The 21,783-nt window shown below is 43.9% G+C and carries 21 protein-coding genes; 5 read left to right on the top strand and 16 right to left on the bottom strand.

Annotation, left to right across the window (positions count from 1 at the left end; all coding sequences use genetic code 11):
- The first annotated feature begins 10 nt into the window (after nt 1–10).
- Nucleotides 11–1,027, top strand: coding sequence for a M48 family metalloprotease (locus ACLWBD_RS01035; RefSeq protein WP_413569233.1), 1,017 nt, complete (start codon nt 11–13; stop codon nt 1,025–1,027).
- A 59-nt stretch (nt 1,028–1,086) separates the two neighbouring features.
- Here the strand turns inward: ACLWBD_RS01035 and ACLWBD_RS01030 are convergent, their stop codons facing one another.
- From ACLWBD_RS01030 to ACLWBD_RS01005, 6 genes are all read right to left on the bottom strand, one after another.
- Nucleotides 1,087–1,806, bottom strand: coding sequence for a response regulator transcription factor (locus ACLWBD_RS01030; protein ID WP_413569232.1), 720 nt, complete (start codon nt 1,804–1,806; stop codon nt 1,087–1,089).
- A 55-nt stretch (nt 1,807–1,861) separates the two neighbouring features.
- The gene (locus tag ACLWBD_RS01025; RefSeq protein WP_063206046.1) at nt 1,862–2,224 is read right to left on the bottom strand and encodes a translation initiation factor; all 363 of its coding nucleotides are present in this window, start codon (nt 2,222–2,224) and stop codon (nt 1,862–1,864) included.
- A complete protein-coding gene (locus tag ACLWBD_RS01020) occupies nt 2,221–3,747 on the bottom strand; it encodes a SpoVR family protein (protein WP_413569231.1) in 1,527 nt (508 codons plus the stop codon). The genes ACLWBD_RS01025 and ACLWBD_RS01020 overlap by 4 nt, the downstream gene beginning before the upstream one ends.
- A 41-nt stretch (nt 3,748–3,788) precedes the next feature.
- Nucleotides 3,789–4,886, bottom strand: a complete 1,098-nt coding sequence (locus tag ACLWBD_RS01015; RefSeq protein ID WP_063206044.1) for a DUF444 family protein — start codon at nt 4,884–4,886, stop codon at nt 3,789–3,791.
- Nucleotides 4,886–6,961, bottom strand: a complete 2,076-nt coding sequence (locus tag ACLWBD_RS01010; protein WP_063244926.1) for a PrkA family serine protein kinase — start codon at nt 6,959–6,961, stop codon at nt 4,886–4,888. The genes ACLWBD_RS01015 and ACLWBD_RS01010 overlap by 1 nt, the downstream gene beginning before the upstream one ends.
- Nucleotides 6,962–7,038: 77 nt before the next feature.
- The gene (locus ACLWBD_RS01005; RefSeq protein WP_413569230.1) at nt 7,039–7,665 is read right to left on the bottom strand and encodes a hypothetical protein; all 627 of its coding nucleotides are present in this window, start codon (nt 7,663–7,665) and stop codon (nt 7,039–7,041) included.
- A gap of 17 nt (nt 7,666–7,682) precedes the next feature.
- On the opposite strand from ACLWBD_RS01005, the gene ACLWBD_RS01000 reads away from it, so the two are divergent.
- A complete protein-coding gene (locus tag ACLWBD_RS01000) occupies nt 7,683–8,294 on the top strand; it encodes a hypothetical protein (RefSeq protein WP_413569229.1) in 612 nt (203 codons plus the stop codon).
- A gap of 48 nt (nt 8,295–8,342) precedes the next feature.
- On the opposite strand, the gene ACLWBD_RS00995 is transcribed toward ACLWBD_RS01000, so the two are convergent.
- Nucleotides 8,343–10,220 (bottom strand): tetratricopeptide repeat protein, encoded by a 1,878-nt coding sequence (locus ACLWBD_RS00995; RefSeq protein WP_373998681.1) that lies wholly within the window; start codon nt 10,218–10,220, stop codon nt 8,343–8,345.
- Nucleotides 10,221–10,313: 93 nt separating this feature from the next.
- On the bottom strand, nt 10,314–10,808 hold the full coding sequence (locus tag ACLWBD_RS00990) for a hypothetical protein (RefSeq protein WP_413569228.1): 495 nt from the start codon (nt 10,806–10,808) through the stop codon (nt 10,314–10,316).
- A 264-nt stretch (nt 10,809–11,072) separates the two neighbouring features.
- On the opposite strand from ACLWBD_RS00990, the gene ACLWBD_RS00985 reads away from it, so the two are divergent.
- Nucleotides 11,073–11,618, top strand: coding sequence for a polyhydroxyalkanoate synthesis regulator DNA-binding domain-containing protein (locus tag ACLWBD_RS00985; protein WP_041872735.1), 546 nt, complete (start codon nt 11,073–11,075; stop codon nt 11,616–11,618).
- A gap of 55 nt (nt 11,619–11,673) precedes the next feature.
- On the opposite strand, the gene ACLWBD_RS00980 is transcribed toward ACLWBD_RS00985, so the two are convergent.
- Entirely contained in the window at nt 11,674–12,915 is a 1,242-nt protein-coding gene (locus ACLWBD_RS00980) for a COG3014 family protein (protein WP_413569227.1), read from the bottom strand.
- A 4-nt stretch (nt 12,916–12,919) separates the two neighbouring features.
- Nucleotides 12,920–13,519, bottom strand: coding sequence for a penicillin-binding protein activator LpoB (gene lpoB, locus ACLWBD_RS00975; RefSeq protein WP_063206037.1), 600 nt, complete (start codon nt 13,517–13,519; stop codon nt 12,920–12,922).
- A 132-nt stretch (nt 13,520–13,651) separates the two neighbouring features.
- On the opposite strand from lpoB, the gene ACLWBD_RS00970 reads away from it, so the two are divergent.
- Nucleotides 13,652–14,062 carry a JAB domain-containing protein gene (locus tag ACLWBD_RS00970; protein WP_253696550.1) on the top strand — a complete coding sequence of 137 codons (411 nt, stop codon included), beginning with the start codon at nt 13,652–13,654 and terminating at the stop codon, nt 14,060–14,062.
- Here ACLWBD_RS00970 and ACLWBD_RS00965 read toward each other — a convergent pair whose 3' ends face one another.
- The gene (locus ACLWBD_RS00965) at nt 14,063–14,680 is read right to left on the bottom strand and encodes a hypothetical protein (RefSeq protein ID WP_253696548.1); all 618 of its coding nucleotides are present in this window, start codon (nt 14,678–14,680) and stop codon (nt 14,063–14,065) included.
- A 252-nt stretch (nt 14,681–14,932) separates the two neighbouring features.
- On the opposite strand from ACLWBD_RS00965, the gene ACLWBD_RS00960 reads away from it, so the two are divergent.
- Nucleotides 14,933–15,418, top strand: a complete 486-nt coding sequence (locus ACLWBD_RS00960) for a hypothetical protein (RefSeq protein WP_063206036.1) — start codon at nt 14,933–14,935, stop codon at nt 15,416–15,418.
- 50 nt (nt 15,419–15,468) lie between these two features.
- On the opposite strand, the gene ACLWBD_RS00955 is transcribed toward ACLWBD_RS00960, so the two are convergent.
- From ACLWBD_RS00955 to ACLWBD_RS00935, 5 genes are all read right to left on the bottom strand, one after another.
- Nucleotides 15,469–16,395: a spore coat protein U domain-containing protein gene (locus tag ACLWBD_RS00955; RefSeq protein ID WP_063206035.1), complete on the bottom strand. Its 927-nt coding sequence runs from the start codon at nt 16,393–16,395 to the stop codon at nt 15,469–15,471.
- The gene (locus ACLWBD_RS00950; protein ID WP_413569226.1) at nt 16,392–18,809 is read right to left on the bottom strand and encodes a carboxypeptidase regulatory-like domain-containing protein; all 2,418 of its coding nucleotides are present in this window, start codon (nt 18,807–18,809) and stop codon (nt 16,392–16,394) included. Before ACLWBD_RS00950 ends, ACLWBD_RS00955 begins: the two co-directional genes overlap by 4 nt.
- Complete coding sequence (locus ACLWBD_RS00945) at nt 18,806–19,543, bottom strand: molecular chaperone (RefSeq protein WP_081112149.1); 738 nt, start codon at nt 19,541–19,543, stop codon at nt 18,806–18,808. The genes ACLWBD_RS00950 and ACLWBD_RS00945 overlap by 4 nt, the downstream gene beginning before the upstream one ends.
- An 80-nt stretch (nt 19,544–19,623) precedes the next feature.
- Nucleotides 19,624–19,848 (bottom strand): hypothetical protein, encoded by a 225-nt coding sequence (locus tag ACLWBD_RS00940; protein WP_063206032.1) that lies wholly within the window; start codon nt 19,846–19,848, stop codon nt 19,624–19,626.
- A 32-nt stretch (nt 19,849–19,880) separates the two neighbouring features.
- Entirely contained in the window at nt 19,881–21,743 is a 1,863-nt protein-coding gene (locus ACLWBD_RS00935; RefSeq protein ID WP_253696547.1) for an ATP-binding protein, read from the bottom strand.
- Nucleotides 21,744–21,783 lie beyond the last annotated feature (40 nt).

Here is a 21,783-nt window from a genome sequence, read left to right as displayed (position 1 = left end):
AAGTTTTTATATGGACCAAAAAGAAGCTCTATTAAAACTCGATGAAGTCTTAGATCAATGGATTAGCACCCCGATGGGAAGAAGAACTTTTTTAAGTTCTCTTCCTCTTTTGATGGCAGCATGCGCGACCGAACAACACCGTCAGCGCGAAGGAAATCTGCGTGGTGATGAAACAACTTTGACCTATGATCAAGAAAGAAACCTGACGAAGGAAGCTTTGCCACAAATGCGTAAAGACTATCCACCGGTGCAAAACCCCCAGCTTCAATCTTATATTTCTCAATTGGGTCGTAAAATCGTGACCGCGAACAATCTGCAGGGAAATCCCTACAACTACAACTTCACGGTTGTGGACGTAGGATACGTGAATGCCTTCGCACTTCCTGCGGGAACTATTTTTGTGACGGCTCCCCTCATCGCGATGGCGGATTCCGAAGCAGAACTTGCCGGAGTGATCGGACACGAAGTAGGTCACGTCAAAGCACGTCACACGGCTCAACGCATGGACGCAGCAAAAAAAGCGGAAGGTAAATCTTGGATGTATGCCGCCGGCGGCGGAATCCTGGGTGGAGCTTTAGGTTACGGCATCGGCAAACTGCTGTGTAATCAAGGTGATGATCAATGTATGCAGAAAGCCACCGCCTACGGACTTGCTGCGGGAGCAGGTGGTGGTTTGCTAGTGCAGAAGTATGCGTTTATGGCGAACTCTCGTGAAGATGAGATGGAAGCAGATCGTATTGGCTTTAGAACTTCCGTAGCGGCTGGCTACGATAAAGACAAAGTCGGTCTTTTCTATGAAAAGCTTCTTAAGATGGAAGAACAGTCCAAAGGCGAACAGAATAAAATGCTTTCTTCATTGGCAGACGCCATGAGCACACACCCACCAAGTCGCGAGCGTGTTGTGCAGATGAATCAAATGGCCGCTGAGCAAAGAAATAGCCCACGTACCATTGTTTCTACGAAAGAATTTGATCGCATGAAGTTGCTTTGCGGAGAGCTCACAAAGAAGAAACAAAAGACAGGATAGTTTGAAATAAAAAAAGCCGGAGTTCATCCGGCTTTTTCTTTTAATTTTTCCAAAAAAACTTATTCCGGTGATTCCAAACGGTAACCGAGCGAAGGAACCGCCACGATACGACCATTGAACTTACTGATCTTACGTTTCAGATAGTTGATCTGAGAATCCACGTTACGAGAAGTCACTTCCGTGTCTCCCCAAATCTCTGTCAGACATTTTTCACGAGTGACTAGATTGTTTTTAGCCGCCACAAGCATTTTCAAAATATCGAATTGCTTAGGTGTTAAACCAATCTCTTCCCCATCAACGAAAACCTGACGAGACAAAAGATTCATTTTCAAATTGGAAGCCGTCAACTCAGAAGCCGCTTCCGGCTCTTTTTCTGAAAGACGAGCTTTGATTCGCAAAATCAACTCTTTCACGTGGAAAGGCTTAGAAATGAAGTCATCCGCTCCGGTCTCGAAAGCTTTGATTCTTTCATCGATCGTCGCCGCACCTGATACGAAAATGATGGGTGTGTTCTTCGTTGTTTCGCTCTCGCGCACCATACGGCACACATCAACGCCCATCAAACCAGGCATTTTGTAATCTAACAAAATAAGATCAGGTCTTTTTTCATTAATAAGTTTTACCGCAGAGTTGCTGTCAGAAGTATAGGTGCACTCGTACGTCGCACTGAGAATTTCAGCCAAAAGCTTACAGCTCTCTTCATAGTCATCAACTATAACAATCTTTTTTGCTGCCAAATCCGCACCTCGCAAAGGATTGCTGGAAGTAAACATGTTCATATTTGAAAACTATCTCCCGATCAAATCGAAAATACAAGCTGCATGGGGTCCAGTTTTAAACACCCTTATATTTAATGCGCTTGGACTCAAGTATTTTCTTAAGTTGGTCGCGTTTGTCACCTTGAATTTCGATTATACCACTTTTTGGGGAAAGAATGTGAGTACCGCCAACGCCGCACTTTGCTTTAAGTTCCTTAGCAAGATTCTTAAGGAACTCCTCGTTTCTGGGAAAGCCGTCCATCACAGTGACCGTTTTTCCGCCTCTACCGCCCTTTTCAAGGCGAAAGATGACAGTATATTGCCCGTCCGTCACAGAGTCCTCAGGCACGCAGTTGCACTCGGCCTGAAGCTGTTTACATTTAGGACAACGAACGTTCTCTTTGGGATCGGTGCTAAAAACTAAGCGAGTATTTTTCATGAACCGGAGCTTTCTGAATTCGATGGATTCGGAGTGGGCTCTTCGCCCAACTTATGCTGTGTATACTCCTTTCCGTCGAATCTAAAAAGCTGCGGGGTTTCATCCATGATTGTCGCCAGATTTACCGGGCGCTTCCACATCTTGAAGACGTTTTTAAGGGTCTCGCTCATGAAGTCTGGTTGCATATCAATGCCTTCATGCAAATGTGTCAGTAAAAGTTCGCCACGATTTTCAAAGTTCGCATCTTCAATACGAATGATCGGCTGACCGAAGTTTGTCATATGGAATAACAATTGAGCTTTAATAGCTTTAAAGTCTTTTGTGTCGACCTCAAACTTGCCGGTCTTTTTATTAAATTTATAGACAAATAATTTGTTACGAACACAGAAGTCTTCCGTCAGGAATTGGTCAATGAAAGTAACGTCATTGCAAACCTTGCGAACTTCAAAGATCTTTTCACGCCCTAAGCGCAAATCTCTGTTCCAGTTCTTACGTTCACGAACGTCATCGCATTCTTCCCATTCGCGACCGAATTGACCTTTGTTCCATCTTTCTTCGATATCACGGAACAGTTCAATACCCACTTTATACGGATTGTATCCATTAGGCGCCATGGCCATCGTTCCACTATGGTGATCCGCAAAGTCGATGATCTCTGAATCATTTAAGATCTTCGTTGTCATCAAATGCGAATGCCAATATGAAGCCCAACCTTCATTCATGGTTTTCGTCATTCCCTGCGGAGAGAAGTAGTAAGCTTCATCGCGGATGATCGAAAGCACGTCTTGCTGCCAGTCTGTTAACGGAGCATGGTGAATAAAGAAATTAAGAATGTCTTTCTCAGGCTCTTGCGGGAAGCGTTGAGCGCGGTATTGCGCTTCTTCCTCTGCCTTCTTTTTTTGTTCTTCGACAAAAGATGGCGGATTGATATAGTCGCGCATGTAAGAGCGATCCACTCGCAAAAGATAATTCGGCTCTTGTGGACGTGACTCTGCCGGCTTAGCCACAGACTTTTCCACATACGGACTGTAGCGATCGATCAAATTTTCTAAACTAAGGCAAACATCAATGAAGTTTTCCACAGTTTCATATCCGTAACGATCCATGTAGCGACGAATGCGCGTCGCATGGTTCGCCATCTGATCCATCATTTTACGATTCGTTTTTGAAAACCAGATATTGTTCTTAAAGAAATCGCAGTGACCATACACGTGAGCCATTACAAGCTTTTGATCCATCATCGCGTTGCCTTCCATTAAGTAGGCATAGCAAGGATCAGTATTGATCACCATTTCATAGATTTTCGAAAGACCGTACTCGTAGCTCTTTGAAAGATGCTCGTACTCCATCCCGAATTTCCAATGTGGGTAACGAACGGGAAAACCGCCGTAAGCCGCAAATTGGTTGATTTGATCATAAGTGATCAACTCGAAAATAGTTTCAAAGAAATCCAGCCCTGCGTCTTTCGCAATCTGACAGATTCTTTTTCTTTCTGCTTCTAATTCGGGAGTTAAATTCGCCATAACTCATCTCCGTTGGAAAAAGGCATGTGGTCCCTTTTCGTTTAGCGGCCTTTACCCAAGAAGTCCTTGATAGAATCAAGGATCTTGTCGCGGTTTTCGATTTGGCTCAGAGTGAGTCTTTCGTCGTTGCCAAATTCTTTTTGTAAATCTTTAAGGAACTGACCACTTCCGTATTTACTTTCCACCTGCCCGTAGCTAAAGACGTTGCAGTTCGGAAGGAAGAATTCAGTCATCATCTTAATACACAAACGAGTGTCTTCACCCGACCAGTTATCACCGTCACTGAAATGGAAGGGATAGATATTCCACTCATGAACGGGATAGTCTTTCAGGATGATTTCCTGACAGAGCTTATAAGCAGAGCTGATCAAGGTTCCGCCTGATTCACTGGTTCTAAAGAAAGTATCTTCGTCCACTTCTTTCGCGGCCGCATCGTGAATAATGAAACGAGTCTCTAAACCCTTATAATGTTTCTTTAACCACGTGTTGATCCAGAAGCTTTCTAAACGAACAATTTCTTTTTGTTCATCACCCATACTGCCAGACACGTCCATCATGTAAATAACCACGGCTTGGGTTTGTGGTTGATTCACTTTTTTGAAGGACTTGTATTGCATATCCCTGCGGATCGGCAAAACCAAAGGCTCTTCCGGATTGTAGGTGCCAGCACCTACCATGCGCTTTAAAGCTCTTTTATATGAAGATTTAAAATGACGAAGTCCTTCAGGCCCCACCGGAGCAAGTCCCGTAAACTTCGTTTTTAAGGATTCAATATTCTTTGCGCCTTTAGGCTCAATGCGTGGAAGTTGCAACTTCTCACCAAGAATATCTGCCAACTCTTCCATTGAAAGTTCGACTTCCAAAAGATGCTCTCCAGGAGCTTCTCCGGCTTGTCCTTGTCCACCTTCACCTGGATCGCCAACGTCTTGACCAGGTTGACCTTCCCCTTGACCGACACCGCCCTGTTGCTTAGGACCGTAACGGAAATTAGGGATATCAATGCGAGGAAGAGGAATTTTAACGTACTCCTCCTCTCGCTTCCCAATCATTTCGCCCTGGGAGACATACTTGCGAAGATCTTCTTTGACCTTGCCCTTAACGATTTCTCTGAACCTGTTATTGTCTTCCCGAATCGACATTATTTATTCTTTACATCCCCGCGGGCGAAGATACTTGCAACGTAGTGTAGAACGTCCGTCGCAGAGATTTCATCGTACCCGAAGTCCTTGATGAGACGAGTTTTAACGATATCAATTTTTTCTTGAGTATCTTTGTCAGCAACATTGCTCACTAAAGTCGTAAGTTTGATGCTGTCTTTTTGATCCTCAAAGAGTTTCAATTCAATCGCTTTATGAAGACGTTCGTTCATTTTGTAGTTGAACTTCTTGCCTTCCAAAGCCAATGCCCCGATGTAATTCATGATCTCACGACGGAAATCATCTTTACGAGATTCAGGGATCTCAATTTTCTCTTCAATAGATCGCATCAAACGCTCATCCGGCTCTTCATCATTGCCCGTGAACTGATTACGAACTTTTTCACGTTGAGTGTAAGCTTTCACGTTATCGATGTAGTTCGCGCAAAGTCTTTGCATCGCACTTTCATCGGCACTGATCGCTCTTTGAACTTCCGCTTTGATGATTTCTTCGTATTCCTGAAGAACCACACCTAGAAGTTCTTTGTACTCGCTCTTAAGCTCTTCGTTAGAAATCAACGAGTGATTCTTAAGACCGGATTCAAGTTCTTTAAACACCATGAACGGATTCACCGAGCCTTTATTAGACTGTTGAGCCGCGACCAGAGCGTTAGAGAGCTTATCTTGGATATAACGAGCCGAAATACCTTCAAGACCTTCGCGGTTGGCTTCTTTACGAAGCTCACGCACGTTGTCTTCAGTGTAGTTCGGTAAAGTCTTACCGTTATAGAGTTTTAGTTTTTGCAAACGAGTGAGATTGGCCTTCTTAGGTTTTTCCAAACGAGTCAGAATCGCCCACATCGCCGCCATTTCAACCGTATGAGGCGCGATACTTAAACCACGCACTTTTTGAGAATTGAAATCACGTTTGTAGATATTGATCTCATCTCTCCAGCGAGTGATATAAGGAATATCGATCTTCACGGTACGGTCACGAAGGGCTTCCATGAACTCATTGTCTTGAAGACGACGGTATTCTGGTTCATTCGTGTGTCCGATAATCACTTCATCGATATGAGTTTGCGCGAATTTTTTAGGTTTAACTCTGTGTTCTTGTGACGCTCCCAAAAGGTCGTACAAGAAAGCCACGTCAAGTTTAAGAACCTCGACGAACTCAATCATACCGCGATTGGCAACGTTGAACTCCCCGTCGAAGTTAAATGCACGTGGGTCTGAATCAGATCCATATTCAGCAATCTTACGATAGTTGATATCGCCTGTTAGCTCCGTAGAGTCCTGATTCTTTTCGTCTTTCGGTTGGAAAGTACCAATACCAATACGATCTGCCTCAGAGATGAAGAGTCTTCTCACGCGAACGTGCTCAAGAACTTTCATCAAGTTGCTGTCATATTTTTCCATCAGTTGCTTAAAGATAAATCGAGATGGCGGGCTTAGCTCCCCGTCAACATGCACACGGTAAGAACCTTCTTGTCCTTTATTCAAGGACTCATACACACTTTGACGAAGCTCTTCGGGAATTAGAAGCAAGGGCTCTTCGTTCATCGGCGAAGGGAACACCTTCACACCTTTACCAAGGATGCCATCAAGTTCTAATTTTTCATCAATCCATTCAAACGTGTACATCGCGCCTGATTTGCTGTGCGAGTAGCGCTCAAGGCCTTTCTTCAACATACGGCAGATCGTGGATTTCGCACTTCCCACCGGGCCGTGAAGCAAGATCACACGTTTTTCAGTTCCGTATCCCAAAGCGGCCGCTTTAAGTACGTTCACCAACTTCATCAACTGAACATCCAGTCCGAAGACGGCGTCTTTTCCGTTGTTGAATGTGTCATCGAAGAATTTATATCTGACGACTTCTTTTTTGAAATCCAGATATGTTTCAGTGCCTTCTTCAACGATCATGTCGTACATGCGCTGATAGGCATTCCTCGTGATTTTAGGATTTTGTTTTACAAGATCGAGATACTCTTCGAAGGTCCCACTCCAATGCTCTTTAGCGTGAGTGCTCGAGTTCTGCCAGTTACTGACCAACGATTGAAGATCAAACTTAGAGGCCATAATCTCTCCCTCAGGTGCTTGGTGACACACCTACTTCCATAAGATTATGCCTCAATACTAGACGGTTAACGAGTTAATTAATTTATTTGTATTGCTTTGAACCCTGAGGGCTGTCTCAATGTGAAAAGGTCATTTTTAAACTGGACTTCAGTCTGGGGAGCAGGGAATTGCCACTGCATTTCAAATTGCGGGCCCGTAATAACTACTTTTTTCTCACCTTCATTTCGATTTGACCACACAACGCGAAGGTTTCTTTGTAAGTTGTCACATTGAGAGATCCAGCCGTCCGTCGCAAGCGTGCATTGCCAACCCGGGCCGCGCACGGGCTCATCAAATGCAATGTTGGCAAGATTCATAGGATGCAATGGCAAATCGATCATACGACTGAACGCACGCTCTGAATTTCTGCCATAAAAAAAAGTTTTCTGCTGATAAATCACATAAGAAATTTCAGACGGACTCATGACCAAGCTAGCAACTTGATACCCCAGCATCGCCGAAATCTCCAATCGTGCTCTTTCATTTTTGATCGCATAAATATCTATATTTAATGACTGCGTCTTATTCTGCTTCTCGTCCTTTATAAGGGCCTTAGTTTCCCATTGAGCTTTTTGATAAGCCCCTTGCTTTACCGTCTTAGTGACACAGCCAGATACGAAAGCGGTTAATACAATCAGTAAAAAATAATTGATAGTTGTCATCATTGCCTTAGCATAGAGAAATGAATTCTTTTAAACAAGCGCTGATTCAGCTGAAAAGCCAGTGGAAATACAGTCTTATTCTTGGAGCCATTGGTTTTCTGGTCGCGTTCTCCCTGCGCCATATTCCGTACGTCAGTGCCGTGTTGACTGCTTTTGCTCTGTTAGTTCTTCAACATCTCACGGACCGTTGGCTTGAAGGGAAAAACTGGAAAGATCTTTCAACAGTGAAAGAGTCGTTGCTTCCTTTTATTGTAACAAGCTTGATTTTGTTCCCGACCACGGTTCTTATTGGGTCCTCTTTTGGAATCTTGCAAAGTCCTCAAGAGTATCTTTCGGGGGCGCCTCTTTCCTTAGGACTATTCATCCTGGGAACTTTCTTTTATTTAGTGCTCACCCACGCCTTACGTTACCGCTTAGATACCGGCACCGGATTAGCTGAGGCCGTTGATATCGTAGGCCTGGCTTCAATGAAAAACATTCGCCACTATTTTGTCGTCAGTTTCTATTTGGCGCTTTTGCTTTTAGTAGCGGGTGTGACTTGGGGGGTTGGATTTTTGGTGGCTTTTCCCGTGCTCTTTTTTAGCAGCTATTACTCTTACACTGAATTGAAATCCAAGTTCGTTAAAAAGTAAAAGGGCCGCGTTTTTAGCGCAGCCCTTTCATTTTCAATTTTAAATTTATTACTTCGTCGTGTCGTGCTCTGCAATCGGCACTTCTGTTTTCGGCGCCGAAGCTGGCATTCTTGGCGAAAGAAGTTCTTGCTTTTCAATCGCGGTGATTTTGCTGCGGATCTCTTCCACTTTCTTTTTATCAGTTTCAAGATCTGCGGCTTTGCGATACATCTTCTTCGCTTTATCCACCATGGATTGCTTTAAGTAAGCGTCACCCAAGTGCTCAGCGATGATGCTGACAGTACCTTGATACTTGTGAGCGGCTTCTAAGAACTTGATCGACTCTGTGAACTTATTTTGTTTGTACAAAATCCAACCCAAAGTATCTAGAACATAGCCATCTTTAGGTTCAAGCTCTAAAGCACGACGAGCTAGTTTTTCCGCTTGTGGAAGTTGCACTCCCATCTCAGCCCATGTGAAGGCAAGATAGTTCAAACCTTGTACGTGGTTTGGATCTAAATCCAAAACCTTCTGCATTTCGGTTACGACAACTTCTTTATTACCCAAGCGGTCATTAATAGTGCCGTAGTAGAAACGAAGTTGTGCGTTTTCTGGAAACTTCTCTAAACCTTGTTCCAAGATTTTTGAAGCTCCTTTATAGTCCGTCTTTTCATCTAACAAAGAAGCATACATTGCATAGATCTGAGGTTGATCTTGACGATCCTTCAAACCTTTTGCCGCAACTTCCAAACCTTCTTCCAAACGGCCCAAACCTTTTAGAAGATAAGCCGCATGCACAACAGCTTCCCCGTAGTAAGTGCTGTTCGCTGGAATCTTGCGATATTCTTTCACCGCTTTTTCTGCTTTACGCGTTTCTTCGTAAACCGCTGCTAGATAAAAGCGAACTTTATCTGAATCTGGAGCTTCCTTAAGAACGTCTTCTAATTTTTGCGCCGCTTGATCGTAACGTTTTTGTTCGATCAAGATTAAAGCCATCTTCATGCGCACATTCAGTGGCTCTTCAGTTTCTGATTCCACGATAGCCAATTGGTCATAGGCATTTTCGTAGTCACCTTGTTCGATATAGATTTGCGCTAAGACTTCCGCAATACGTGGACTTGGAGTGTTTTCCTTTTGGAACTCCTTGTACATCGCAATGGCTTTATCTTCTTTCTTTTGTTTTGCGTAAAGCGAACCCAAAGAAAGAAGAGCGTCAGCAAAGTCAGGTTTCAACTGCAAAGTCTTTTTGAAAGACTCTTCAGAAGCTTTTTGGTATTTCGCTTCTGGTTGCTCCATACGCACGCGACCGATGTAGTAGTGAGCTAGGTACGGTGTTGTGTAATCAGGATTTTTCAAAAGAGATTCAAAGTACTGAACTGCTTTGTCTGATTGTTTTTGTTCAGAGTAAAGTGCACCGATGTAAAGCGGAGCTTCCGTATTCGAAGGCTGAAGCTTCATCACTGTGGAGTATTCAGCCAAAGCTTTTGGGTAAAGCTTCATGGATGAATACAAACCGCCAAGCAATAAGTGAGCGTCTACGTTTTTCGGATCTTTTTTAACAGCCTCTTCCGCCTGCACCAAGGATTCAGAGATCATACCTTGTTTCAGGAATTCAGCCGCTAAACGCATGTTCACTGCCGGAGACTCTTGATCGTACACCAACACGGTTTTGAAAGCTTCGATCGCTTTTTGCGAATTGCCGTCAAGACTGTAAGCCTCACCCATCGCGAAATGATAGTCAGCTTGTGTGCGCATGTAGAGCGGATCTAACTTGGCGCTACCATCTTGCGCTACGATAGCAGGAGCAAAAGATGCAGGAGCTCTGTTTTTGTCATCGAATGACGCTTCATAATACGTGGCTTTGTCCGCGTCGTTCTGCGTGAACGTCGCACATGCCGTCAGCGTCAACAAAATAGGGATTAAGGAAGTCCTAGTGAATAAAAACATCTGATCTCCTAGTTACATGCTGATCGGCATGTTTTGAGATTTTGTTGATGTATCAGGACTTCATCGCGACCTAGGCCGTGATCAGAAAGAGATCTAATTCTGAGACATGCTCAGAAGGACTCCAACATCGTCACCGGAGTAAACAGGCTGTTCTTTAAGAGCGATTTCTTCATTTTCTAAATTTGTCGTATCTACTTTTTGGTTTGGACCCGAGGACCAAACAACAATGCGGATCTTGCCCACTTGGTTTCCCGATAAGATTCGGTACTTATAAGGCTGTCCCCAAGGATCCACCCCCATGGTCCCCGTACTGCGAATATTTTCAGGGGAAAGGGCCTTTTCTTCGGCCACAGAGGCCGGAACGCGGGACTTAGGTATATGTGAATTGGCAGCTGATTTTGTTGCTTCGCGGTAAATCTGGATGACTTGATATCCAACAACTTCCGCTTTTTGGCGGGCAAGTTCGCTGCGAGAGTCCTGAATTTGGCGGTTCCAAGGGGTCGCTATAATCGCCGTTGAGAAACCGACGAGACCCAGTAGGGCCAAGACTCCAGAGGACTTAAACTCTTGTTTTTGCTCATTTTTCATTAAATTACTTCCCGCCAAGAAAGTTGGTATAAATACATTTCGGCGGGCTTTGGAAAAAACTTTAGACAAAGGTCTGTGAATTTCGAAAAAACTAATGGCAGTTTGCAGAAAAAATAACGCCTAGAGTCTTTTCTTTTGATTTGAGGACCCCTTGACAAGGGGTGGCGGCAGGGATAGGTTGCGCCCATCTGCAAGGGGACGCTGAATCATTTAGCAGCCATATCTCCTTGAGACTTTGGGGAAATTTCAAATTGGGAGGCACTTTTGATCAACCAAAACGAAACAATGACATCGAAGCCAAATTCTAAAGTAAAAATCATCAAGCGCTATCAGAACCGCAAACTCTACGACACTCAACAAAGCTGCTACGTTACTTTGGACGATATCGCTAAGATGATCCGTACGAACGAAGAAGTAATGGTTATCGATAATAAATCTAAAAACGATATCACTGCTGCTACTTTGACTCAGATCATTTTCGAAGCAGAAAAGAAAGCATCTCAATACGCTCCTCTTTTCACTCTTCGTGAAATCATCCAAAACGGTAACGGAAGCATCTCTGGTTACTTGGCTAAGCTTGGCGCGTTCCCTCAGGACTACATGACTAAGCAACAAGTTAACACAGTGATCGAAAACGCTTCTACAGACAGCGTTAAACAAAACTTGGAAAACCGCGTTGCTACTGCTGCAACTCGCTACAACACAGACACTACTGCTAAAGTAGCTGCTGAAAAAGCGACTGTTCTTCCTGGTTTGCAACAAGACGACGAAACTCCGAATCTTCCTGGTTCTTCTTTGTTGAACAACTAAGATTTGAAGTAAATTCGAAGTTACTTAAAAAGCCTCGCAACTGCGGGGCTTTTTTTTATTTCAAGGATCGCCAGATCACGAACTTTTTCTGACCCGGGCGAATTTCGATTTCGCGGTTTTCTAATACCTCCCCCGTGGAGGCTCCAGAAACATTCAGACCTTCAATATTAAAGGTGTATTTGCCGGGCGCGAGGGGCACGCGGATAGTTTGAATTGTCTGCGGGAGTGTCGACCATTGACGAACGTCGGCGCGGTCCGCAACGTTCAAAGCAATCCAAGTCAAAGTCCCCAAGAGTTCGTCTTTTTGACGGACCTGATCTGACAACACTGCTTTAGTGGCAACTCCGGCCACACGTTTTGCGATCAAGATACCTTGGTCTTCGTTCAACGTTTGAATGGCGGCACTTTGCACATCATAAACTTCGCGGCTTAAATAATTTTTACCGATGATATTCAGACGCGCTTTTTGAGTTTCGCTATAAACCGGCACCAAAGTTGGAAAGCGGTATTCATTCGGACTTTGTGCTTTTCGAGGACCCCAACCTTGTTGATAAATAATGACAAGCTCACCCAAACCGCGGTCATACCAAGCGCTGTCTTCTTTCACGTCTGGGAATTTCTTTTTCCAATCCTGATAGGTATCCATACGACGAGCCAGCTTTGCAGAGCGAATCAGATCCTCACGAATCGTCGAAATAGTCGGATCAATTTTATATGCTTCCGCATAGGCGATGTAAGCATCATCGTAATTTCGGCTGGCTTCCCAAACGACAGCCGACAAATATTTACTGAATGAATTCAGCTCAAAAGTCTTCTTTTCATCAGCGCGATACTTTAAATATTTTTCGTTGATACGACGAGCTTCAACCAGAGCATCATCCAATTGATTTAGCTCTAGGAAATTCATGGCTAGATAAGCATTGATAAAGATCTTTTCAAAAGTATCGCCCTTGTATTGCACCATTTCTTCATTAAGCGCCAAGGAACCGGCGATACGCGAAACAGACTGATAGTCCACCATCTCCGCAAGACGGTCCGCCTGCAAAAAGACCTGATTACTTTCTTTCAGCTTCCCCGCAACCTGCAAGGCTACACCATAATCCAAGAGATAAACCAGTTGATCGTCGTTCTGAGTTTCAGCCAACGGCTTAAGATCCGCGATCGCTTTTTCGTAATCACGGCGAGACATGGCAGCGCGAGCTTCTTGAACTTTATTCTGATAGGTCGCGCAGCCGACAAGATGCAGAGCTAAAAAAAGACCCACGACAGGCGTGAGTCTTTGCAAATTCAGTTTCATCTAATTAAAGACCAACCGCTTTTTTCTTAAATGTTTTACGGATTTGTTTTTGATCAGACCAAGTGATCATGCTTGTTTTCAAGTTCGTCAGATTCAAAGTCAACTTGTAGTACACAGACTTGTCTTTACCAACTTCTTGTACGATGGAATCAAGGCGACCGTTGATGATGAAGTCGGCGCCAATTTGGCCACCAGGGCCTTTTTTAGACTCTTGCTCTACCATTCCAGAGTTTTGGTAGTTGTATTCATCAGAGATATCTTGGCGAGCTTCTTTATCGATGAAACCGACTTTACCGGACTTCATAAGCTCGACGCGAACCATGTCCATGATGCTTTGTGTGTCGATATGCTCACTTGTTTTATTTTGAAGACCCGTCACCATTACAACTGGCATTTTTTTAGCGTTGTTGATCGCTGGCGCATTCATCAAGCTAGCAACTAAATCAGTCACAGCTTTTTGCATGTCTGTTTCTGACCATTGATCATTCATCAAGTTTTCGCGGTTCACATCGTCGTATTGACCTTTTTGGAATGCCTTTGGTCCACAACTAGCCAATGCCACGAATGAAAGAGAGAGAGCTGCTAAAGTAAGATTCTTTTTCATATTACCTTCCCTGAATAATGGATACCCAGAAAGTCTATGTCGAGGATTTCGGACACGCAAGTCCGAATCAAAAACCAGTAAAACCCTTAGATCCAGTTCTGAAACACCGGCCCATTTGCAGTTTATTCAGTTATGAATGAAGTGTCCTCAAGCCTGCAGGCTTACGAATTACTCCGCGCGCAAATAAACCCTTATGCGGAGGAGCTTTGGCTCATCGCTTTAAATTCACAAATGGAAATGGTGCAGAAGGAAATGATTTTTCGCGGCACTGCGGATCATTGTCTGGTTCATCCCCGTGATATTTTTCGAACACTCATTTTGTGTAACGCGAGCTCTTTCGTTCTAGCTCACAATCATCCCAGCAACCAGGCTCTTCCATCCGAGCAGGACTTAATCATCACCCGCAAAATCTATCAGCTAGCGACGATGTTTCAGATTCCACTCAACGATCATTTAATAGTGACACAGACCCAGTACTACAGCATGGCCGATCATGGTCATTTTAAGAAATGGCGAAGAAGTTCAACTCAGTATTTATATTAATTATTGAAGGAAGTCGTCGCCGCCGCCACCGAAGAGTTCCATGGAATTTGGATTTCCACGTCTTAATGGCTGCACGGAAATAACACGGCTTAAATCTTCACTTAAGATGACTTTGTATCCACCACGCCGAGCATTTTCGATGAACTGACGTGCGTATTCTTCTTTATAGGCTTGAGAATACTCGTGCATCTGCTGCTGATTGAAAAGTTCACGCTGAACAATTTCATCAGGGGTCATGGCTTGTTCTTTTTTCTCTCCGCGCCCTAACTCATTAGCAAGTTCTGCGGCGCGATTATCAACGCTTAGATCTAGGCTATCGCTATTTTGATAAGCTTGTTGCGCGTGAGTTTTATTGAACTCCGTATTCAGCAAGCGCGCGTTTTCAACCGCCATACGTTGACGTTCTAATTCCATGCGCTCATTGGTCAGCATCAAATGTTTATTCACGGACTTTTCATATTTTTCAGATTTCAATTTTGCGGAAACGCCTTCAGGCGCAGGCTTAGGATCCGGCTCTCCCAACGAAGCAAAGATCAGCCCTGCTGCTCCTAAAAAAAGCAGAAGTGCCAAAAGCATCGATCTTTCTTTTTGGTCCTTTTGTTCCGGTTTGGCTGCCATACAGTGCCCTTATCGGCTTAAATAGATGATTTCTTAACAAAAAGAGTCTTCCTCAAATCATTACAGCTCCACAGACTTCTGCTGTCAGAGTTAAAGGCCTGTAAAGCAAGATTGGGTAAAGTGTCTAACTCTTAGACATATCCACGTGTTTCCTTTTCCAAATATTGCTCGCCGGTAATGGCACAACCCATGAAGTAAAGATTCTGTGAAAGTTAAAACAATAATTCTCCGAATATGGAAAGGATCTTTTACATGAGAATCACTAAAATTGCGACGGCAGTCATGGCGACATTGGCACTTGGTTCGACAGCTATGGCAGCCTCTTCAGGCACCTTATTGCTTCAAGGGACAGTCAACGTAGTTAACGATATCGTTGTTACCGCAAACACGGCGAACAATACTTCGTTGAACATCACTGCGGGTGAAACTAATAAAAATGTTGCGACAGTCTCTGAGACTTCCAACAACTTAAATGGTTATAAAATCAAAATTTCTTCTGCAACTGGCGGCGAATTAAGACACACGACAAACTCTGCACAAAAAACGACTTATAAAATCGGTTATGATGGCGCGGCAGCAGTCACTCCAACGGTTGCGGGTGTTGTTGTGAAAAACGTAAGCTCACTGACTGGTCTTACTACAGATTCTTCTGAAGTGACGGTGGATGTAGCCGCTTATGCAAACGCGGCAGCTGGTACTTATCAAGATACTTTGACGATCGCTATCGAGGCTAACTAATTTTTCGAACAATTAAAAACTAAAAAGCCAACCTCTCAGGTTGGCTTTTTTTATTCCGCAGATTGCACCGTCAGAGTGATTGTATCGGTATAAACTCCCGACTGCTGATTGCTGGCAACGGAACCAATGGTCGCAACGACTGGCAGCGCCGTTCCACTGGCGGGAGATCTTCCTAGCACTCTCGCCACTTGTGTGGGATTGGTAGCAGTGTTAGAAAGATTCACCGACGTTCCGTTAATAGTGAGAGCATAATTGATGAACTGATTTGCCGAGATGTGCTTTAACTGTCCATTGTTCTGCGAAGACGCGAACAGAGTGTAGCCCGCATTGTACTTAAGAATTATCAAGGCCGTTCGCGATAGTCCCGAAGACAGATTTCCAAAATTCAGTGTTTCAGTCGTATCGCCGATGTCAAAAGAACCACCAGATGCGGTCACAGAGATATCGGCTCGTTTTTGCGCATTATAATTAAACACAATCGAGCGACTATCTATAAGTGTATATCCTGAAACCGTAGGGCTTCCGCGATACAAACGCGCGTTTAAGGTTTCAGTGTAATTTCCATATCGCAACCAAGGATTGGAATCATCAAGCTTCGCATAATATGTCACATTCACTTGTCGATCGTTACTGCCTTCAGCGAGCGTTCCTGTCAGAACATCATTCGTTCCCATCACGTCTGGAAAATGCTTTAGAATATTCTGTTGTGCAGAATCCTTGGAAACTTGAAACGGCCATTTATCAGATCCCTGGTTCATCGACCGACTTGAATACGATGGCGCATTTCCATAATCAAAAGTAATAAAGAAGTTACAGCCACCGGGATTCGTATTCGCTTTGACTGTGAATGTTGGAGCCGCCGTCGTTGAACTATTGAAGTTAATTGCCGTTTGCGATGTTTGCAGCTGCATGGAAACACAGGCCCATGCAAAATGTCCGTGAAACATCAATATGCCTAGAAAAAACAGCGTTCTCATTCACTGTCCTCTTTCTTTAAAACAATGTTTCCAAGATCCAGCGAGTTGCCCGGCACTTCAGTAACTTCAAAAATTAGAGGACCCAAGTAAGGACGGTCCGTCATAATTTTGTACTGGCCCGGCTCTAAACCCTCAATTAAGAATCCACCATTTTTATTAGTAAAGAATGTATTGTCGACCAGCTGATCCTGATTGTTCAGGATATCACCGGCAACATAAGCAATGGGTTGACCTTTTTGATCTACCACACGCCCTTTCACCATAATCTTCTTTTTTAAATCCAACTCTATAAGAACACCGCTACGATAGCTTGGTTGCACATTGAAATATTCTTTCTCTAAAAGATAACCAATGGGAAGAGACGTTGAATCCACATTCACCGTGTACTTGTAATACGCCGATTGATCTCTTAAAACCGTAGTATGGCGAGGTCCTAGTTGGGCGTCTCCTTTTTCTCCATTCGGATTGATCATCAACTCCTGACCCTCAGGCAGCATTTTTGAATGAAGTAAAACGAAACTATCGTAAATGGGTTGAGTGAAAGCCGCATGGTTCCCCACCCAAGCAATGCCTGTATTCAGGCCTAATGAGGTGGTATTTGTGTCCTGTGAATCTTGACGTGTCGTGAAGTGCTCCAAGCGCAGACTGAAAGGCTGCGCCAAGTATTCAGCCATAAGGTTCGCACTTTCTTGACCGTCACTTGCTTGCAAAGATGCAGAGGCTCTTACATCATCATATTTTTGCATGTTGTTTCGATTCACAGTCAGATTCGTCGTTTTCTGAAGAGAGTCGTAATACGCGCTGGCGCTGTATTTACCTTGAGCCTCGTTCCAGAAGAACGAAATCAAACCACGATCGTCTTCAGTCAACCCGACCGTTTTACTGTAACTCAGTTCAACGCGAGTTTGATTATTTATAGGAACCACTAGATTTGAGCGATACTGGCGCTCGTTGACTCCGGTAGGAACTTCCAGGCTTCCTGAGCCAACACCAAAGAACCAATTTTGCAAAAAGCGAAAGTTCAATTGAGAATCATAGCGGCGAACGTAAGACACAATTCCGATATCAAAAACCGAAACCGGAACGAAATCAGGATCTCGATTTTCAGCTTCGAGTGTCAGGACGACCGGCACATCCCGTCCAAGCATTCTATCCAAAGTGCGATAGCGAAGTTTTTCTGCAAATCCTTGCTTGTCTTCCGAAACAGAACTGTATCCACCATCAAATGAAAGATATCCCCAACGACTGATACCCGAAACTTCCAAACCCGTCATAGATTGAGATAAATAGTTTTGAAAATTAAGACCTAGAGTTAATTGATCAGTCACGCCCACGCGGTGAAAGAAGGTGGTCGCCGCTCCGGTGTTGTCATAAGCACGGTCTGCCCCTGATTCACTCCATGGCAATCCGACGGCGTAAGAAAATTCTTGAACACCTTTCCCTAAAAGGGTGTTTTCAAAAAGAACCGAAAAGTCATAGAGCTCTTCTTGACCAAAATCATCGCGAATTTTCACTTTGACGTTATTTTGTCCAATCGCCAAAGGGAAATCTCGAATATTAAAAACACCCGGGGCTAAGCGCAGCTGACTATAAAGAAATCCGTTCACATAAACTTCAACAAAGGAAGGTCGTTTAATCACGATCTCGGTGTTGCTTAAAGGACGAAGTGTTTTATAGGGTTGAATAGAAAACTCTTTGACCACTGAAAAACCGGCCAGATTCGGAGCCACTTGAAAGCCGCGAGAATTCAATGTCAAATCCCCGAGGGTATAACGAATCATTCTCTCCTCGTCATCATGACGGATTCGAGTGTCATGACGTTTCCACGGATATTCGTCCCCTTCGAGATATTCACCCGACGATTCGAAAACAAAACCTTTGATGTTCTCAACTAAATCCACTTGGGAAGATAAAGGCAGCTTCTCTTCGGTGGTTCCCGCTCCGTACTGAAAGGATTGAAGCATTCTTAGGTTTAAATATCCGCTATGAGCGTCGGGTCGCATGTAAGGGCGAGTGCTTAATTCTGCATAGTTTAAATCTAAGTCATTGCCCCGACGATGCTTTAATGGAAGATCAACTTTTAGCTCCAGACGAGCTTCATCAAAAAAGACAGAAAGGCCTGCGCCCTCTAGATCCTGCAAAGTCACCACACCCTCTGGGCGGACGCGGTTTTTAAGATTAATCCATAAAGAGTCTTTGAGCTGACTTTGTAAGCCTTCAAGAAGTGGTTTTGCTTCGACAGCAAAATTTTTCTTATCCTCACGTGGAAATACCCAAGCTTGGGCAATCACTTGATTGTCTAAAACAATGGGCGCCACAAGATAGGGCTTTGACAACGCCGGTCGCACAGATTGAGCAAAAGCCGGCAATGCCAAAGAGAATATTAAAAGAAGGAAGCTAAAAAGAAATCTCAATCTCCGGACTCCGCCAGCTCAAGTTCTCCGCGCAGATTATTTCCTGAAATTTCTTTATTGGAATTTACGACGACAGTCTTTTCAGTCTTTGGTAACAAATTCGTATTTTCCAATTCGCTGATTGGAGAAACCGTCCCAACCAAAGTTTCACCAGAGTAAATCTTTAAGGATTTCGGCTTAAGGACAAAGTGGGCGGTACCTTCATTTGCCACCGTCACTCGGACCTTCTTTTTATCCAGGCTTTTAACTTCTTTCACTTTGATCTTTGCGACCGCACCCTCGGGTGTGACGTAGGCGGAAGCCACATACTGCAAAAGAAAATTGAGGTTTACACCATTAGCCTTTGGCTTGGCATTTCTATCTCGAAATTCGACAGGAAGTTGAGAAGCGATAATGCGAAAGGCTTTTTCTTCGGCACCTTTAAGCTCGCCGGACCAGGTAACTCTGACATTTCGTTTTTCATTGGGCAGAAGAACAACTTGTTCCGGATAAACATTGAACTCATCTGTTTTCGTTCGAACTTCTTCGCCTTTGGCATCAGTTGTTCGTGTGAAGACTTCAATCTGAATAGGAACTTTTTCCGTACTGGGATTTTCTAAGGTAAGAACTTGGGTTGCTTTTGTTCCACTTGGTGAAAAGTGGATCACCATCGGAGTCAAACGAAACGCAAACGACACTGAGGGAATCGCCGCCAAACAAACGATCAGAGCCAGAATATTTTTGAACATATTCATAAGCTTATCGAAGTGGCTATAGCAGGGAAATGGTGAACTTATTCAGTTTTTAACAACTAGTCCTAAGAGAGGAAAAATTTCTAAGGCGCAGAGACTCGAACGATTGAAGCCGGTTTTCTTTTATCTACTTCGGTGCGCAGTTCAGGTGAGCTTTTGGATTGAATGTGAGCGACACCCGTTTTTGTATACTGAATTTTTACTTCTGCTTTAAGAGGAACTGTTCCCGCAAGCTGCAGTCCTTTCGAGCTTTGGGCTTGGCTGAAACTTCCAATGATTAAAATTGAAAGGAAGAAAAGAGTTTTCACCCTATTCTTCTCGGAAAAGCTCGACGAAAGCTTTAGGACAAAAGTGCTGGGTTCTTTTCCTGAATCGGTGGATAGACTGGGATTATCACGATAAATTCAGTCCCTACGCCAACTTCAGAACGGGCCTGGATTTCTCCTCCGTGATTTTGAATAATGCCGTAAGAAATACTCAGTCCTAAACCGGTCCCCTGCCCCACCCCTTTTGTGGTGAAGAACGGATCGAAGATTTTTTCCAGGGTTTCTGCTGACATTCCTTTTCCACTGTCCTGAATTGAGATTTGCACCCAACCGCGGCGGTCCTTAGAACCTTTATAGTCTTTCAAAGCCGTCGTGGAAATCCAAATGTGTCCCGTGCCTTCAATGGCCTGAACAGCATTGGAAAGAATGTTCATGAAGACTTGATTAATCTGGCTCGCGTAGCAATGAATCATCGGTATTGGTTCGTATTGACGATGAATTTCTAGGCGGTTTTTGATTTCACCTTGCAGTAAGTTCAATGTTGTATCGAGACTTTGATGAACGTCGATCTCTTGTAGTTTTGCTTCTTCCAGGCGCGAAAAATTTCTTAATCCCAAGACAATATCGCGAGTGCGACGAGCCCCATCTTGGCAAGAAGCTACAAGCTTCGGCAGATCTTTCACGATATAGTCAAACTCGTACTCTTCTTTTACTGCGGGAAGTTTTTTCGGGTCTTTTTCAGCGACCTCAGCAATTTGAATCAATTTTTCTGAATACTCTTTCAGATGAGTCATGTTGCTATAGATAAATCCGATGGGATTGTTCAGCTCATGCGCAACACCGGCGACCAACTGACCCAAGCTCACCATTTTTGCAGAGTGAACAAGTTTTGTTTGCGTGTCTTTAAGTTCTTTATTTGCGGCTTCAAGTTCTGTGATTTTTTTTCGAAGATCCGATCTGGCTTGCCAGATTTTTTTACTCATTTCATTAAAAGATTCTGTTAAAAGCCCAATCTCGGTGTCGTTTTTCACAGGGATGGTCACGGCTTGTTCCTGCGACTCAAATGACTGCAAGGCCTCAACAAGATCATATAAGGGTTTTAGCACCCAGCTTGATGTCACAAGAATTGTTAACACTAGAAGAACAACGACGGCACCAACAACCGTTATAAAGGCATAGTTGACGTTCTTAAGGACGGCTTTTGCTTCACTCTTTGAAGCGCCCAGAGCGACATAGAACTTAGTGATTCCCCAATCAAGTGGATAAACCAAAAATCCATATGGTGTAGTTCTAATGTTGAGATCAAAGAATGGTTCCGCGCCAGGGCGGAAATAAGGACGAAAGAAATCTTTTTTATAAAGATAGAAATCAGGATGACTGGCAACCACGACTTGGCCCGAGTCTTTAAAGAAAATCAATTCCAGCTTCAGACGATTTTTGATTTTGCCAACGAACGCTTTATTAATATCCACGATTTGTTCCACATAGCCGACAACACGTCCACCAGCTCCCGTGACTTTGGATATCAAGATCAGATTTACTTTCTGATTTTCGCCGAACTCGGCTAAAGCGATTTCATTTTCGTCTTTGACCTGCGCCATGTACTTCGCAGACAAAAACACGGCATCTTGAGAAGGAACGAAGCTACGAATAACATCTTTATCATCTTTAAACACCGAAGCCAGCATGCGCCCTTCACGGTTAAAGAATGTCAGACTTGAAATATTATCAGAACGAATCCACTGTCCCGATAACGAGCGCAACGTCGATCCATCCCCCATCGTCACGTGATAAACCAAGCTGGGATCCCGAACGTATTTGTCGCGTTTTTGCTGAAGACCGGCACGAAGATCTGTTAAAGCCACTTCGATTTCACGAGCATTTCCACTCAAACGTTGCGACAACTCGTGGTCGATCGCTTTTTCGTATTTGATCATGGAATAAATTGTGACAAAGGCTAAAGGAACCACCGAGAAA

The sequence above is a fragment of the Bdellovibrio sp. HCB117 genome, from assembly GCF_047305915.1.
GTDB classification, from domain to species: Bacteria; Bdellovibrionota; Bdellovibrionia; order Bdellovibrionales; family Bdellovibrionaceae; genus Bdellovibrio; species Bdellovibrio bacteriovorus_B.
This window is presented reverse-complemented; position numbering and strand designations above follow the sequence as displayed.